At 55.6% G+C, this 12,530-nt stretch carries 18 protein-coding genes and 1 tRNA gene; 12 read left to right on the forward strand and 7 right to left on the reverse strand.

Going from position 1 to position 12,530, the window contains the following annotated elements; translation table 11 throughout:
* Positions 1 to 92: 92 nt before the first annotated feature.
* From AB1A64_RS09170 to AB1A64_RS09210, 9 genes are all read left to right on the forward strand, one after another.
* Complete coding sequence (locus AB1A64_RS09170) at positions 93 to 1,736, forward strand: CTP synthase (RefSeq protein WP_170348279.1); 1,644 nt, start codon at positions 93 to 95, stop codon at positions 1,734 to 1,736.
* 101 nt (positions 1,737 to 1,837) lie between these two features.
* A complete protein-coding gene (locus AB1A64_RS09175) occupies positions 1,838 to 2,611 on the forward strand; it encodes an isocitrate lyase/phosphoenolpyruvate mutase family protein (RefSeq protein ID WP_366551128.1) in 774 nt (257 codons plus the stop codon).
* A 121-nt stretch (positions 2,612 to 2,732) separates the two neighbouring features.
* A complete protein-coding gene (locus AB1A64_RS09180) occupies positions 2,733 to 3,182 on the forward strand; it encodes a TerB family tellurite resistance protein (RefSeq protein WP_366551129.1) in 450 nt (149 codons plus the stop codon).
* Positions 3,183 to 3,202: 20 nt separating this feature from the next.
* Complete coding sequence (locus AB1A64_RS09185; RefSeq protein WP_170348276.1) at positions 3,203 to 3,640, forward strand: TerB family tellurite resistance protein; 438 nt, start codon at positions 3,203 to 3,205, stop codon at positions 3,638 to 3,640.
* A gap of 5 nt (positions 3,641 to 3,645) precedes the next feature.
* Positions 3,646 to 4,377, forward strand: coding sequence for a PhnD/SsuA/transferrin family substrate-binding protein (locus AB1A64_RS09190; RefSeq protein WP_366551261.1), 732 nt, complete (start codon positions 3,646 to 3,648; stop codon positions 4,375 to 4,377).
* 137 nt (positions 4,378 to 4,514) lie between these two features.
* The gene (locus tag AB1A64_RS09195) at positions 4,515 to 5,291 is read left to right on the forward strand and encodes an ATP-binding cassette domain-containing protein (protein WP_366551130.1); all 777 of its coding nucleotides are present in this window, start codon (positions 4,515 to 4,517) and stop codon (positions 5,289 to 5,291) included.
* A 33-nt stretch (positions 5,292 to 5,324) separates the two neighbouring features.
* A complete protein-coding gene (locus tag AB1A64_RS09200) occupies positions 5,325 to 6,038 on the forward strand; it encodes a transporter substrate-binding domain-containing protein (RefSeq protein ID WP_366551131.1) in 714 nt (237 codons plus the stop codon).
* A 72-nt stretch (positions 6,039 to 6,110) separates the two neighbouring features.
* Positions 6,111 to 6,998: an ABC transporter permease subunit gene (locus AB1A64_RS09205; RefSeq protein ID WP_366551262.1), complete on the forward strand. Its 888-nt coding sequence runs from the start codon at positions 6,111 to 6,113 to the stop codon at positions 6,996 to 6,998.
* A complete protein-coding gene (locus AB1A64_RS09210) occupies positions 6,995 to 7,801 on the forward strand; it encodes an ABC transporter permease subunit (protein ID WP_170348272.1) in 807 nt (268 codons plus the stop codon). Before AB1A64_RS09205 ends, AB1A64_RS09210 begins: the two co-directional genes overlap by 4 nt.
* Positions 7,802 to 8,108: 307 nt before the next feature.
* Here AB1A64_RS09210 and AB1A64_RS09215 read toward each other — a convergent pair whose 3' ends face one another.
* The 5 genes from AB1A64_RS09215 to AB1A64_RS09235 form a co-directional block, all read right to left on the reverse strand.
* Positions 8,109 to 8,597, reverse strand: coding sequence for a hypothetical protein (locus tag AB1A64_RS09215; RefSeq protein WP_366551132.1), 489 nt, complete (start codon positions 8,595 to 8,597; stop codon positions 8,109 to 8,111).
* 3 nt (positions 8,598 to 8,600) lie between these two features.
* A complete protein-coding gene (locus AB1A64_RS09220) occupies positions 8,601 to 9,008 on the reverse strand; it encodes a helix-turn-helix domain-containing protein (protein ID WP_366551133.1) in 408 nt (135 codons plus the stop codon).
* A complete protein-coding gene (locus tag AB1A64_RS09225) occupies positions 9,005 to 9,397 on the reverse strand; it encodes a hypothetical protein (protein ID WP_366551134.1) in 393 nt (130 codons plus the stop codon). Before AB1A64_RS09225 ends, AB1A64_RS09220 begins: the two co-directional genes overlap by 4 nt.
* Positions 9,398 to 9,821: 424 nt before the next feature.
* Positions 9,822 to 9,898: transfer RNA gene (locus tag AB1A64_RS09230), tRNA-His, on the reverse strand.
* Positions 9,899 to 9,945: 47 nt separating this feature from the next.
* Positions 9,946 to 10,428, reverse strand: coding sequence for a GNAT family N-acetyltransferase (locus AB1A64_RS09235; protein WP_366551135.1), 483 nt, complete (start codon positions 10,426 to 10,428; stop codon positions 9,946 to 9,948).
* A 77-nt stretch (positions 10,429 to 10,505) separates the two neighbouring features.
* Here AB1A64_RS09235 and AB1A64_RS09240 point away from each other — a divergent pair, with 77 nt between their 5' ends.
* A complete protein-coding gene (locus AB1A64_RS09240; protein WP_170348270.1) occupies positions 10,506 to 10,694 on the forward strand; it encodes a DUF6324 family protein in 189 nt (62 codons plus the stop codon).
* Between the two features lie 4 nt (positions 10,695 to 10,698).
* On the opposite strand, the gene AB1A64_RS09245 is transcribed toward AB1A64_RS09240, so the two are convergent.
* A complete protein-coding gene (locus AB1A64_RS09245) occupies positions 10,699 to 11,130 on the reverse strand; it encodes an MmcB family DNA repair protein (protein WP_366551136.1) in 432 nt (143 codons plus the stop codon).
* Positions 11,131 to 11,244: 114 nt separating this feature from the next.
* On the opposite strand from AB1A64_RS09245, the gene AB1A64_RS09250 reads away from it, so the two are divergent.
* Entirely contained in the window at positions 11,245 to 11,565 is a 321-nt protein-coding gene (locus tag AB1A64_RS09250) for a metalloregulator ArsR/SmtB family transcription factor (RefSeq protein WP_366551137.1), read from the forward strand.
* Positions 11,562 to 11,987, forward strand: a complete 426-nt coding sequence (locus AB1A64_RS09255) for an SRPBCC domain-containing protein (RefSeq protein ID WP_366551138.1) — start codon at positions 11,562 to 11,564, stop codon at positions 11,985 to 11,987. The genes AB1A64_RS09250 and AB1A64_RS09255 overlap by 4 nt, the downstream gene beginning before the upstream one ends.
* Positions 11,988 to 12,203: 216 nt before the next feature.
* Here AB1A64_RS09255 and AB1A64_RS09260 read toward each other — a convergent pair whose 3' ends face one another.
* Positions 12,204 to 12,509, reverse strand: a complete 306-nt coding sequence (locus AB1A64_RS09260) for a hypothetical protein (RefSeq protein WP_366551139.1) — start codon at positions 12,507 to 12,509, stop codon at positions 12,204 to 12,206.
* Positions 12,510 to 12,530 lie beyond the last annotated feature (21 nt).

The raw sequence follows: 12,530 nt of genomic DNA on the forward strand, positions 1-12,530 counted from the left end.
CGAATCCTTTATACGTGAAGTCCCGTGATGCAGCGGTTTTTCGAAGCCGCCGGGCAGCTGATATTGACGTCTCACGGGAGCAGCCGAAAAACATGGCGCGTTTTATTTTCATCACTGGTGGTGTGGTTTCGTCCTTGGGCAAAGGACTGGCTTCGGCGGCTTTGGGCGCGCTGTTGCAGGCCCGGGGATACTCGGTGCGTTTACGCAAGCTGGACCCCTATCTGAACGTTGACCCCGGCACGATGTCGCCCTTCGAACACGGCGAAGTATTCGTCACCGATGACGGGGCTGAGACTGATCTAGACCTGGGCCACTATGAGCGTTTCACCGGCGTGGCAGCCCGCAAGACCGACTCGGTCAGCTCCGGCCGGATTTATTCCAACGTGCTGGAAAAGGAACGCCGTGGCGACTACCTCGGCAAGACCATTCAGGTGATCCCGCACGTCACAAACGAGATCAAGGATTTCATCGCCATTGGCGAGGATGAAGTTGATTTCATGCTGTGTGAAATCGGTGGCACCGTCGGCGATATCGAGGGCCTGCCCTTTTTTGAAGCCATCCGTCAGTTCAGCCAAGACAAACCCCGTGGTCAGTGCCTGTTCATGCACCTGACTTTGCTGCCCTACATCAAGGCGTCTGGCGAGTTGAAAACCAAACCGACGCAGCACTCAGTCAAGGAACTGCGCTCGATCGGTTTGGCGCCTGACATTCTGGTCTGCCGGTCCGAGGGCCCGATCCCGACCAAAGAACGCGAAAAGCTGGCACTGTTCTGTAACGTGCGCCCCGACAGCGTGATTGCGGCGCAGGACCTTTCGACCATCTATGACGCTCCTCTGGCTTATCACCGCGAAGGTTTGGATCAGGCCGTGTTGGATGCGTTCCAGATCAGCCCGGCCCCCAAGCCCGATTTGACCAAATGGGAAGACGTCAGCGACCGCATCCACAACGCCGAGGGCGAAGTGAAGGTTGCCATCGTGGGCAAATACACGCAGCTGGAAGATGCCTATAAATCGATTGCCGAGGCTTTGACCCACGGCGGCATGGCCAACAGGGTCAAGGTCAAGGTCGAATGGGTTGATGCCGAGGTGTTCGATACCGAAGACGCCGCCCCGCATCTGGAAGGCTTCCACGCGATCCTTGTGCCGGGTGGATTTGGCGAGCGCGGCACCGAAGGCAAGATCAAGGCGGCGCAATATGCGCGTGAACACAAGGTGCCCTACCTGGGCATCTGTCTGGGCATGCAGATGGCCGTGATCGAGGCTGCGCGAAATGCGGCGGGGATCACCGAAGCCGGGTCCGAGGAATTCGACCATGAGGCCGGTAAAAAGCGTTTCGAACCGGTAGTTTACCACCTGAAAGAATGGGTGCAGGGCAACCACAAGGTCGAACGCAAAGTCGGTGACGACAAGGGCGGCACCATGCGTTTGGGCGCCTATGACGCGGTACTGGCCGAGGGCTCGAAAGTGGCCGAAGTTTATGGTGGCACCAATATCGAAGAACGTCACCGTCACCGCTATGAAGTCGACATCAAGTACCGCGAAAAGCTGGAAAAGGCAGGCCTCAACTTTTCGGGCATGTCACCGGATGGCCGGTTGCCCGAGATTGTCGAATGGTCAGATCACCCTTGGTTCATTGGTGTGCAGTATCACCCCGAATTGAAATCCAAACCGTTTGACCCCCACCCACTGTTTCGCGACTTTGTGCGCGCGGCCAAGGACAGCTCGCGGCTGGTCTGACCTCGGACAAATCACTGTATTGTGTAGGTCGGCGCGAAACATCTTTACGCGCCGACGGTTTGCACGGTTAACTGCCGCCATAGCAGCGACAGGAGACCGGCATGACCAACCAGAATACCCAAGCAGAAGAATTCGCCGCCCTACACAAAAAGGGCGAGCCGGTCATCCTGTACAATATCTGGGATCCGGGCAGCGCTGGGGCCGTGCGCGATGCGGGTGCCAAGGCGATTGCAACCGGGAGTGCTCCGGTCGCAATGGCGCAGGGGTTCGGGGACGGGCAGAAAATCTCACTGGATTCCGCCCTGGACAATGCACGCCGGATCGTTGCAGCGGTAGACCTTCCCGTGACACTGGATTTCGAAGGTGCCTATGCCGAAGATGTGCTGGGTGTCGCCGCCAATGTTCGACTTGCGCTGGAAACCGGTGTCATCGGTTTTAATTTTGAGGACCAGATCGTTGGCACGAGCGACCTTTACGACATTGAAACGCAGGAAGCGCGCGTTCGTGCGATGCGTGAAGGCTGCGATGCTGCTGGTATCCCGGCCTTCATCAATGCCCGAACGGATATATTTCTGAAAGCCAAGCCTGATACTCATGACAATTCGATGTTGGACGATGCGATCGCACGGGCCAAGGCCTATGCCGATGCCGGGGCCAGCGGGTTCTTTGCGCCGGGTCTCAAAGACGAAGGGCTGATCGCTCGGCTCTGCGAATCGACCGAGTTGCCCGTCAACATTATTGCCCTGCCCGGCACCCCCGATACGGCCACTCTGGCGTCACTGGGCGTGGCGCGGGTCAGCTATGGCCCTGTCCCCTATCGGCAGATGCTATGCTGGCTGCAAGAGCAAGCAAAACAGGTGCTGCAGTCGGGTTGATCCATCCACAGGCAAATCACGCTCAGCGTGTTTCTGCCAAATCCGACAGTCTTGCGACCATTCTGCCTATGACGGGTGGTCTGTGCTTGGCGGCCCACAAAATATGGAATAACCTAAGCGCATGTTGAAGAAATTCTTTCAGGCTTTTCGCCCACCGCAGCACGATAAACTGCCTGACCCGGATGCCGAGCTGGCATTGGGTGCGCTTATGGTGCGTGTGGCGCAGGCGGATCGCGACTATAAGCTCGAGGAAATCAGCCTGATCGACCGAATCCTGGCGCGGCTCTATCAGCATAATGCGATCGAAGCTGCCAAGGTTCGCGCGACCTGCGAAAAGCTGCACGCCGCTGCACCTGAGACGGACACATTCGGCAAGCTGATCCGCGAAACCACCGACCTTCACGAACGCCTTGCCGCGTTGGACGCCCTATGGGAGGTCGTTCTGGCCGATGGCGACACAGACGAAGGTGAGATTAAGATCGTGGAAGAGGCGCGCATCGCCATGGGCCTTAGTTTCAATGACAGCCAGACCGCCCGCGAGCGTGTTCAAAGAACCTTGGAAGAGCATTAAGCCCCGTCTATATCTAACCCATGTTTAGTGATTTCCTGTCCCGGCTGACACAGCCCGCCCCCGACCCACTTGCCGATGATGATGCCCGTCTGGCCCTGACGGCCCTGCTGGTGCGCATCGCCAGGTCCGACAACGACTATGCCGATACCGAGATGGCCCGAATCGACAAGATTTCGGCCGAACGTTATGGCCTGTCCCCGTTCGAGGCCGCCGCCCTGCGCGCCCGCGCCGAAGACCTTGAGTCTGAGGCCCCCGACACCGTCCGCTTTACTCGCGCGATCAAAGAGGCCGTGGCCTATGACGACCGTTTGGCAGTGGTGCAGGCGATGTGGTCCGTCGCTTTGGCCGACGGGCAGCGCTCGGGCGAAGAGGATTCGCTGTTGCGGCTGGTGGTCAGCCTGCTGGGCGTCAGTGACGTAGATTCCGCCCTGGCACGTCAAAAGGCCGCTAAGTCGTGATCGCGATGCTGGGCATGTATGACATGCCCGCATTGCAGCCTGCGAATGATCGGTTTTGGGCGTCGATTCGCGATCACCTGGGCTTTGGCCCGGATCAGCTAACGCGAGGCACCGATTTCTGGGATGTATGGCAACACCCCGACCTGACCTTTTCCCAGACCTGCGGCATGCCTTACCGCACCCGCCTACATGGTAACGTACAGCTGGTCGGCACCCCGGACTATGGGCTTGAGGGGTGCCCGCCCGGTTATTACCGCTCGGTTTTTGTGGCCCGGAAAAATGATACGCGCGATCTGCTGGAACTTTCGGACGGCACGTTTGCCTTTAATGAACCCCTGTCGCAATCGGGTTGGGCGGCGCCAATGGTTCATCTGGAGGCGCTCAACCAGTGCCCCAAAACCATACTTGAAACGGGTGGGCATGCGCGTTCTGCCAACGCTGTGGCCGATGGCCAGGCTGATTACGCGGCGTTGGATGCTTTGACCTGGGAATTGCTCAAGACGCATTCCGACCTTGGCGCGCCCCTGCGCGAAGCTGGAACGACGCCGCCGACACCCGCCCTGCCCTATATCACTGCCAACGGGCAGGATGCGCCGGGCATCGCCCGCGCCGTTCGTGCAGCAATTAACGAACTTAACCCGCAAGATCGCGACTTGTTGCATCTTCGCGGCCTGATAACCGTCCCGGCCGAGGACTATTTGTCAGTCCCCAATCCGGCCAGGGAATATGTCATCTGACCCAATCGCTGACCATTTTGGTCAATACGTTTGGTCAATTTGACGGTTTCAGCACCCGATGATGTCAATTGCGCATTGCATTGCCCCGATTTTTGCGCCCTATTACCGCACCAACACCGACAACACATGGGCCACCCGTGACAGATTCCACTCCCGTTATCGAAATCAAAAACCTCCACAAAAGTTTCGGCCATCTCGAAGTGCTGAAAGGGGTCGATATTACGGCAAGACGCGGGGATGTGGTTTCGCTTATCGGATCGTCCGGGTCGGGCAAATCCACACTGTTACGCTGTTGCAACCTGTTGGAAGACAGCCAGCAGGGCGAGATTCTGTTCAAGGGTGAACCCGTACGCTGGGCTGGAGACCTTCACCATCGCCGCCCCGCCGACCCGAAACAGGTGATGCGCATCCGCACCAACCTGTCGATGGTGTTTCAACAGTTCAACCTGTGGGCCCATATGACCATCCTGCAAAACGTGATGGAGGCCCCGGTAACCGTTCTGGGCCGCGACCCGCAAGAGGTCGAGGATAGCGCCCGCAAATATCTGGCGAAGGTTGGCATTGGTGATAAGTGCGATGTCTACCCGGCGCAGCTTTCGGGTGGTCAGCAACAGCGCGCAGCCATCGCCCGCGGCCTGTGCATGGAGCCCGAGGCGCTGTTGTTCGACGAACCCACTTCGGCACTGGATCCGGAATTGGAACAGGAAGTGATCAAAGTGATCAAGGATTTGGCCGCAGAAGGGCGCACCATGATCATCGTGACCCACGACATGAAAATGGCGGCCGACATCTCAAGCCACGTCGTGTTCCTGCATCAAGGCTTGATCGAAGAAGAGGGCCTGCCGGAAGATATCTTTACGTCCCCCGAATCCGAACGGCTTCGGGGCTTTCTATCCGCCACTCAGGCGGCTTAACTTCAGGACAGAAAACAAACTGGGGAGTATCCAATGAAAAAACTGATTCTGACCACTGCAGCCCTGGCGCTGAGCGCTGGAATGGCCATGGCGGACACCGTCCGTCTGGGCACGGAAGGCGCATATGCGCCGTGGAACTTCGTCAATGACGCAGGCGAGATCGACGGGTTTGAGCGTGAGCTGGGCGACGAGCTGTGCAAGCGCGCCGACCTGGAATGCGAATGGGTCAAGAACGACTGGGATTCGATCATTCCGAACCTGGTGTCGGGTAACTATGATGCAATCATCGCAGGCATGTCGATCACCGACGAGCGTGATGAGGTCATCGACTTCACCCACAACTACACCCCGCCGGATCCGTCGGCCTATATTGCCATGTCCGACGGCGTTGACCTGACAGGCGGCGTGATCGCAGCGCAGACCGGCACCATTCAGGCGGGTTACGTTGCTGATTCCGGTGCGACTCTGGTTGAGTTCGCAAGCCCGGAAGAAACCATTGCCGCCGTACGCGGTGGTGAAGCGGATGCAGTTCTGGCAGACAAATCCTTCCTGGTGCCTTTCACCGAAGATGGCTCGGGTCTAGTCTTTGTTGGCGACGAAGTTCCGCTGGGCGGTGGCGTCGGCATGGGCATCCGTGAGTCCGACGGTGAACTGAAAGAAAAGTTCAACTCCGCCATCCAGTCCATGAAGGACGACGGCAGCCTGAACGAACTGATCACCAAGTGGGAAGTGTCCTCGACCTTCTGATCTTACATTCAGCGGCGCGCCTGATCTTTGGGCGCGCCGCCCATGCGCCCTTGCCAGTCAAAGAGGCCCGCCATTTTCTCGTTCTGCACTGATCCCGAAACACTCGGCACGTTCCGTTGGTTCTCGTGTTATCTGACCAACGGTGTGCATTGGGTGTTCTACCTGTCCTTCTTCAAGGTCTTGCTGTTGCTGGCTATTACTGCGCCGGTGGCACTAGGTTTTGGCTTTATGGGCGCAATGGCTGCCAGGTCGCATTTCTTGCCGCTCAGCCTGCTGGGCAAGGGCTATATCGCGATTGTGCGCGGCGTGCCGGATATTGCCTTTTTTATGTTCTTCGTGATCGCGCTGGATCAGGCATTCGAATGGACCCGTCACCAGATACTGTGTCCGGAATGGACTGACCCGATCCGACAGGGCAATGACTTTATCGTCTGTCAGGCCGCCAAGCTGCCCCTGGGCAGTGCCCCTGAATGGGTACACGAAACTTACGGCTTCTTTCTGGCCGTCATAACGTTCTCTATCGTTTTCGGCGCCTTTGCCGCGAACGTGTTGTTTGGCGGTATGCGCGCTGTCCCTCGCACTCAGCTGGAAACGGCCGAGGCCTATGGGATGACCCGTCGCCAGACCTTCTGGCGCATTTTGGTGCCGCAAATGTGGGTTTACGCCCTGCCCGGCCTGTCGAACCTTTGGATGGTGCTGATCAAAGCCACACCGCTACTGTTCCTGCTAGGCATTGAAGACATCGTTTATTGGGCGCGTGAACTGGGCGGTTACAAGAACCCGAAATTCACCCAATACCCGCATGGCGACTGGCGCATGTGGTACTTCCTAGCCCTTCTGGTGTTCTACTTGGGCATGACCCGCGTCTCGGAAATCGGTCTGGAAAAGCTGATGCGCCGCCTGTCCCATGGCCAGGCAACCTCGGGCGGAGAGCTGCTGCGCAAGGAGACCACCGCATGAGCTGCTTGCAAACGATCCAGGACTACGGCCTGCGCTCGATCGGGATTGGCGAGCGTCTACTGCCGCGGAACGATTTCACCCTGTGCGAGCAGTTTACCCTGATCGGCTCGGGCATGATCTGGAACATCTATTTCGGGATCATGGCGCTGGTGACCGGTTTCTTTCTGGCCACCGCGCTTGCCATGGGCAAAGCTTCCACGAATAAGTGGCTGCGTAAGCCGGCGGAATGGTTCATCTTCCTTTTCCGAGGCTCACCGCTGTTTATCCAGTTCTTCTTCGCCTATTTCTTCTTCCTGTCGCTGAAGCAAAGCTATCCGTTCCTCGACGCGCTCACCTCGGCCTGGCTTGGCGCACTGATCGTGCTGTTCTTCAACACCGCTGCTTATTCCGGCGAGATCTTCTATGGCGCGCTGCGGTCGATCCCCAAGGGTGATATCGAGGCTGCTGACGCCTATGGCATGACCGGCTGGGCGCGTTTCCGCCGCATCGTGTGGCCAACCATGCTGCGGCTGGCCTGGCCCGCCTATACGAACGAGGCGATCTTCCTGTTCCATGCCACTACGCTGGTGTTCTTCTCGGCCTTCCCGGTCTGGCAGCAACGTGGCGATGCGCTGTACTATGCGGGCTATTTTGCGGACAAAACATTCAACCCGTTCATCCCCTATCCGATTCTGGCCTTCTACTTTATCCTGCTGACCCTTGTGGTCATCTGGAGCTTTGGTCGCGTGAATAAGCACCTGAACCGACATCTGCCCGCAGAAAAGCGGAGCAAAATGAAGCTAAAATTGAACCTGGCGCGCTAATCACAGGCGCGCCAGCCGTCAACTCTGCCAACAATACAGCAAAATCAGTCACTGCTCTAAGCAGCACATTTTGCACGTTTTTTCAGACTATATTGAGGGAGATGGTACCGCCTCCCTGGCTTGAACAGGGGACCTCTGGATCCACAATCGACAAAAAATCGTTTAGAAACAAAGGCCGGTTTACTCAACAAAGTCGACCAAACAGATGAATTTGAGATCAGAGATGCAGATTCATAACTCGGACTTCATAGCGCCCTCTAGCGAGTGCTTCGCTAGAGAAATCTGCACCTAGATAGCGTTGGGTCAGCTAGTCCACACGGTCATTGAGTGAAGGCAAAGGGTCCAGCGCCAAGCTGGAATTAGTCGCTGACAATGCAAACAAAGCACGAAAATAGGGGTATGAAGTGAAGCGCGCGATCTTGTTGAAGTACAGCTTTGCGTATTCCGGATCGCAAGTTTCCAACCCATCATAGACAAGCATGTACTCTGCATCCAGCTTCAACAGCTTCTTGCGACCAAACTTGATTTCAGCTTTCCACGCATATCCGCCAACAAGAACTCCACTATCCTCGTGGAGACGATGTCCACTAGGTTTGCCGAGAAATTGCTGTTTTAATTTATGAGGTTCTGCCTCTGCTTCCCAGAACCCATCAGGCTTCATGTCATACCGTTGCTTGACCAACGACAACTCCATCAAGTTCGCCGCAACTGCAACTTGATTGTACTTCTCGTTGTCAAAATCAGGGCTCGAAAAGGAGAGCGGTTTCACGCTCTCCTTCGTAACTACGTTGCTCATTCGTCAAGCGGCCTTTTCAAACGGAAATCTGTTTTCGTTCGCGGTGGTATCACTCCACGCTTTCCTTCTCGGAGCCTTCATAAGCGATTTCACTTGCACATCTTGCGCCAGAGAGGGTTTGGTATGCAGCACTTCAGCTTCTTCTTTCGTGACCAATTCGAAAACCTGATCGAGGGCATGAGCAATTTTTCCCACGGATCGCAGGGTCAAATTGCTACCTCCAGAGGAAAGCATTTGAGAGACTCGTGCTTCACTCACAGACAAAGCGTCAGCCAACATCTTTTGGCTGTACCCTTTAGACGTCATAGCTTTCTGAAGAGCGATTTGGATCGAAAGCAACAAATTTTCGACCGCAAACTCTTCCGCTTCTTCATTGCTGTTAGGCTTCAGAAGTTCATTCAAGCTGGTCATTGTAACTCTCCAATAATACGCGCCACTCGTTTCAACTGTTGCTGATCAGCGCGGTTCTTCTTTTTCTTTGCGGCTTCGATGCAAACGAACATACTCTTGCCATTTCTGCGTACGAGCCCGCCATAGACCCGCAGCTGAAAAGCTTTGACCACGTAAACTGAGACATCGCCTCCGCGTACATTACCTGTCGGAAATTTTCCCTCATGCTTGAACTGTTCGGTGTTGTTCAAGTGAAGTGGCCCATACACAGAGAGTTTCTCTAATATTTGACCAATTTTCGCGACATGTCTCCTATCCGATTTATTTTCCTTAACAAGGAACTCAGTGACTGAAGGGGCAACTAGAACCGGGCAGAAGCTTCCGCTGCCAAAACTCTCGAACCCATCCAATGTCACTGCTTCCTTACCTCTGGACTTAAGTTATAGGTTAAGTCTTTACAACCACCTAATAGAACTGCTGGAAATTGCAAATAGTTTTCCTTCAAACACAATATATTGTGGCGTCACCTTCCGCCTAGGCGATTCAGTATCGCGCTAAAGTTGATTCTCCAAGGTCCATGGCGGGATTTCACTAATTGATTCGTGCAAATGGCAGGCTTGCAAATCCAAGTTTGAAATATGTCGTTGTCTCGCCCAGGACACACAAGTTCTACGATCCCCGGGTGTTAGAAACTACAGTAATTTCGTTTCAATGAACTTAATGACGCATAACCAAAACCATGCTGAGTAAGCTTGTGTAAACCATCGAGTAAACCAAGCCTTCTCACAGCGCAATCAGGATGCCGTTTTTTTAATTATTTTCAATGATTTAGGATGGTACCGCCTCCCTGGCTTGAACAGGGGACCTCTGGATCCACAATCCAGCGCTCTAACCAACTGAGCTAAGGCGGCACTCGTGAGGGGCGATGTACCGAACGCGTCCAAGGAATGCAAGAGGATTAAAGCTGAATTTTCCAGCTTTGTTCGACAAGATCGACACCAAAGGAATGCACTGGCTTACTGTCCAGCAACTGCCATCCATTCGCACGATACAGCGCGCAGGCCGCCCTGTGACTTTCGTGGGTCCAAAGCCGCATTTCCGCGTACCCTGCACTACGCGCATAGCCCATACATGTGTCCAGCATACGTTTTCCCAGGCCCCTCCCCCGTGCTTCGGGCAGCAACAGAAAGAGCCGTAGTTTTGCGGTTTGTTCGTCCAATGCGACGCAGAATATGCTGCCAAGTCTTTGGCCGTCAGATTCCGCTATCCAGCCGCGTTCACACGTCGGATCATGGCTGGCCACAAATTCCTCCAGAATGCTCTGCACCAAAGCGCCGAACGAGGAATCAAACCCCTCGTCGCGCGCGTAAAACCGACCATGCTGCTCTACCAGCCAGGGTGCATCGGTGGCGCGAAAGGGTCTGATCTGAATATTTTCCATACCTCATCAGACCGCAAAGGCAGCTTGATTCTCAACCCTTTGCGCGTTAGCACGAACGCCTAGTCCCGGAGGCGAACATGGGCATCAATACCGAACGCGACATTCAGGCAAACCTGCAGATCGGGCCCACTGATCACGGCATGGTGCGGCTGTTCATCGAGGCAGATAACATCGAAATCCCAATGGATTTCGATCCCGAAGAGGCCGAGGAAATCGCGGATGAAATTCGCGCTGCTGCTCAGGCCGCCCGCGCTGTCCAAAGCTAATCGCTTAAATCCTGGGATCACGCAGCGCTTGTAGCCTGCGGGCAGCGTCGGTTGCGAATTTCTGGATCATCTTCTTGCGCCGCGCCGGGGCAACCTTGTCTTCGGGGGCCATGCGCACAATCTCGGCGTCATAAGCGTCGGCGATGATCAGGCCGGCTTCCGCAGGCAGCAGATCGGTTGGAAAGTCGATATCGACGGCCCAGAAGAAACGATCACACCACTCCAGATAGCCCTGCCATTTGGAATCGGACTGATAATCTGCCCGACTGGATTTGCACTCGATCACCCAAAGCTCGCCCTTAGGACCCAGCCCCATAACATCGACGCGCAGTCCGCGCATCGGCACGAATTCTTCAACTGAAACAAACCCATGCGCCGACAAATGGCGGGCCACGCCACGGGCCAGTTTTTGTCCGGGTTGCAGATCGAGTGTCATTTAGAGAATGTGAACAATTCGTGAACAAAAATCAAGAACCACTTCAGGCTTGACATGATACCATTTGGTACCGCATTAATATGATACCAAAAGGTATTACGAATGGTGAAGCACATGCAGCCTCAAACCCAAAACGCATTTCGTGCGCTGGCCGATCCAACCCGCCGGGACATCGTTCAGATGCTCGCCGCGCAGGACATGACCATCGCTCAATTGACCGAACGGTTCGATATGACCCGTGCCGCCGTCAAAAAGCACCTGACTGTCTTGTCGGATGGTGGCCTGATCACGGTCGAAACACGCGGGCGGGAACGTATCAACCGACTGGAACCGCAGGGGATGGCTCCTGTTCTCGACTGGTTCAGCTATTTCGACCGGTTCTGGGACGACCGCCTGAGTAAACTGAAAGAAGCCATTGAAAGGAAAGACACATGACACATGCCGTTCTACAAAAAACGATCTTTCTACGGGCCGAGCCCACAACCGTCTGGGCCTATTTGACGGATCCTGACCGTCTGTCCGAATGGTTTCACAAACCCGAACGCCCGCTGGCCGCCGGACAAAAGCTTGAGATGTTCGGAACAACCAGTGGTGATCTGTTGATCTGGGGAGAAGTGCGCGTTGCCCGCCCGCCAGAGTACTTGGAATACACTTTCACCGTCAAACCCATGGGGGATGCCGTCAGTGTGGTGAAATGGACGCTCGACCCTGTTCCAGGCGGCACACGGCTTGCATTGCAACACGAAGGCCTGCCTCAGAGTGCCGAAGCCTTTGGTCTTATCCTGTCGCTCGATAGCGGCTGGGATGAGCATTTCGGCAAAATGCGCACGGCCTTGCACGAAACAGTCGATGCGTGACCCCTTGTGCAAACCCGCCGCAACCCCTACTTAGGCGCGTGGCGGGTTCTGCCCTTCTTGTGATAGGTAGCATTCTGGTGGCCTTAAGCAATTCCGAGGGGGCTGGCTCTGTTCAGGTCCTGGCCTGATTACCTGGCGCCCACCTGTACATACAGGTCCTCGGGAATCACACCGCACGGTTGACTGGCGGTCCCGCCACATTTTTCTGAAGCGAAATTACTTCGGCGCAGGCGCGTCCTGTTGGACTACAACTGGTTCAAAGCTGTGTACGACGGGTGAACCGCGACGCGGACCACCCGGTTTCTCTGCCATGCTCATGATCGAATAGGCAAACTGAACACCCGCGAAGACAATACCGTTCATGAACCAGATCATGAACAGCGCGATCAGACCGATATCTGATCCAGTGATCAAACCGCGCAAATTGGCCACGTTCAGTGCCAACAGCACCCCGACAAAGATGGCCGAGATGACAAATCCCCAGATAACCTGAGTGATGTACAATCGGATCAGTTTGGGCATGGCGGACCTCATTGCGCTTGT

The organism is Ruegeria sp. ANG10 (assembly GCF_040705255.1).
GTDB lineage: Bacteria > Pseudomonadota > Alphaproteobacteria > Rhodobacterales > Rhodobacteraceae > Ruegeria.

What these genes read in the sequence shown, in the direction of transcription:
- AB1A64_RS09170 (WP_170348279.1), top strand. Translation starts at nt 93, where the DNA reads ATGGCGCGTTTTATTTTCATCACTGGTGGTGTGGTTTCGTCCTTGGGC.
- AB1A64_RS09175 (WP_366551128.1), top strand. Translation starts at nt 1,838, where the DNA reads ATGACCAACCAGAATACCCAAGCAGAAGAATTCGCCGCCCTACACAAA.
- AB1A64_RS09180 (WP_366551129.1), top strand. Translation starts at nt 2,733, where the DNA reads ATGTTGAAGAAATTCTTTCAGGCTTTTCGCCCACCGCAGCACGATAAA.
- AB1A64_RS09185 (WP_170348276.1), top strand. Translation starts at nt 3,203, where the DNA reads ATGTTTAGTGATTTCCTGTCCCGGCTGACACAGCCCGCCCCCGACCCA.
- AB1A64_RS09190 (WP_366551261.1), top strand. Translation starts at nt 3,646, where the DNA reads ATGCTGGGCATGTATGACATGCCCGCATTGCAGCCTGCGAATGATCGG.
- AB1A64_RS09200 (WP_366551131.1), top strand. Translation starts at nt 5,325, where the DNA reads ATGAAAAAACTGATTCTGACCACTGCAGCCCTGGCGCTGAGCGCTGGA.
- AB1A64_RS09210 (WP_170348272.1), top strand. Translation starts at nt 6,995, where the DNA reads ATGAGCTGCTTGCAAACGATCCAGGACTACGGCCTGCGCTCGATCGGG.
- AB1A64_RS09215 (WP_366551132.1), bottom strand. Translation starts at nt 8,597, where the DNA reads ATGAGCAACGTAGTTACGAAGGAGAGCGTGAAACCGCTCTCCTTTTCG.
- AB1A64_RS09220 (WP_366551133.1), bottom strand. Translation starts at nt 9,008, where the DNA reads ATGACCAGCTTGAATGAACTTCTGAAGCCTAACAGCAATGAAGAAGCG.
- AB1A64_RS09235 (WP_366551135.1), bottom strand. Translation starts at nt 10,428, where the DNA reads ATGGAAAATATTCAGATCAGACCCTTTCGCGCCACCGATGCACCCTGG.
- AB1A64_RS09240 (WP_170348270.1), top strand. Translation starts at nt 10,506, where the DNA reads ATGGGCATCAATACCGAACGCGACATTCAGGCAAACCTGCAGATCGGG.
- AB1A64_RS09245 (WP_366551136.1), bottom strand. Translation starts at nt 11,130, where the DNA reads ATGACACTCGATCTGCAACCCGGACAAAAACTGGCCCGTGGCGTGGCC.
- AB1A64_RS09250 (WP_366551137.1), top strand. Translation starts at nt 11,245, where the DNA reads ATGCAGCCTCAAACCCAAAACGCATTTCGTGCGCTGGCCGATCCAACC.
- AB1A64_RS09255 (WP_366551138.1), top strand. Translation starts at nt 11,562, where the DNA reads ATGACACATGCCGTTCTACAAAAAACGATCTTTCTACGGGCCGAGCCC.
- AB1A64_RS09260 (WP_366551139.1), bottom strand. Translation starts at nt 12,509, where the DNA reads ATGCCCAAACTGATCCGATTGTACATCACTCAGGTTATCTGGGGATTT.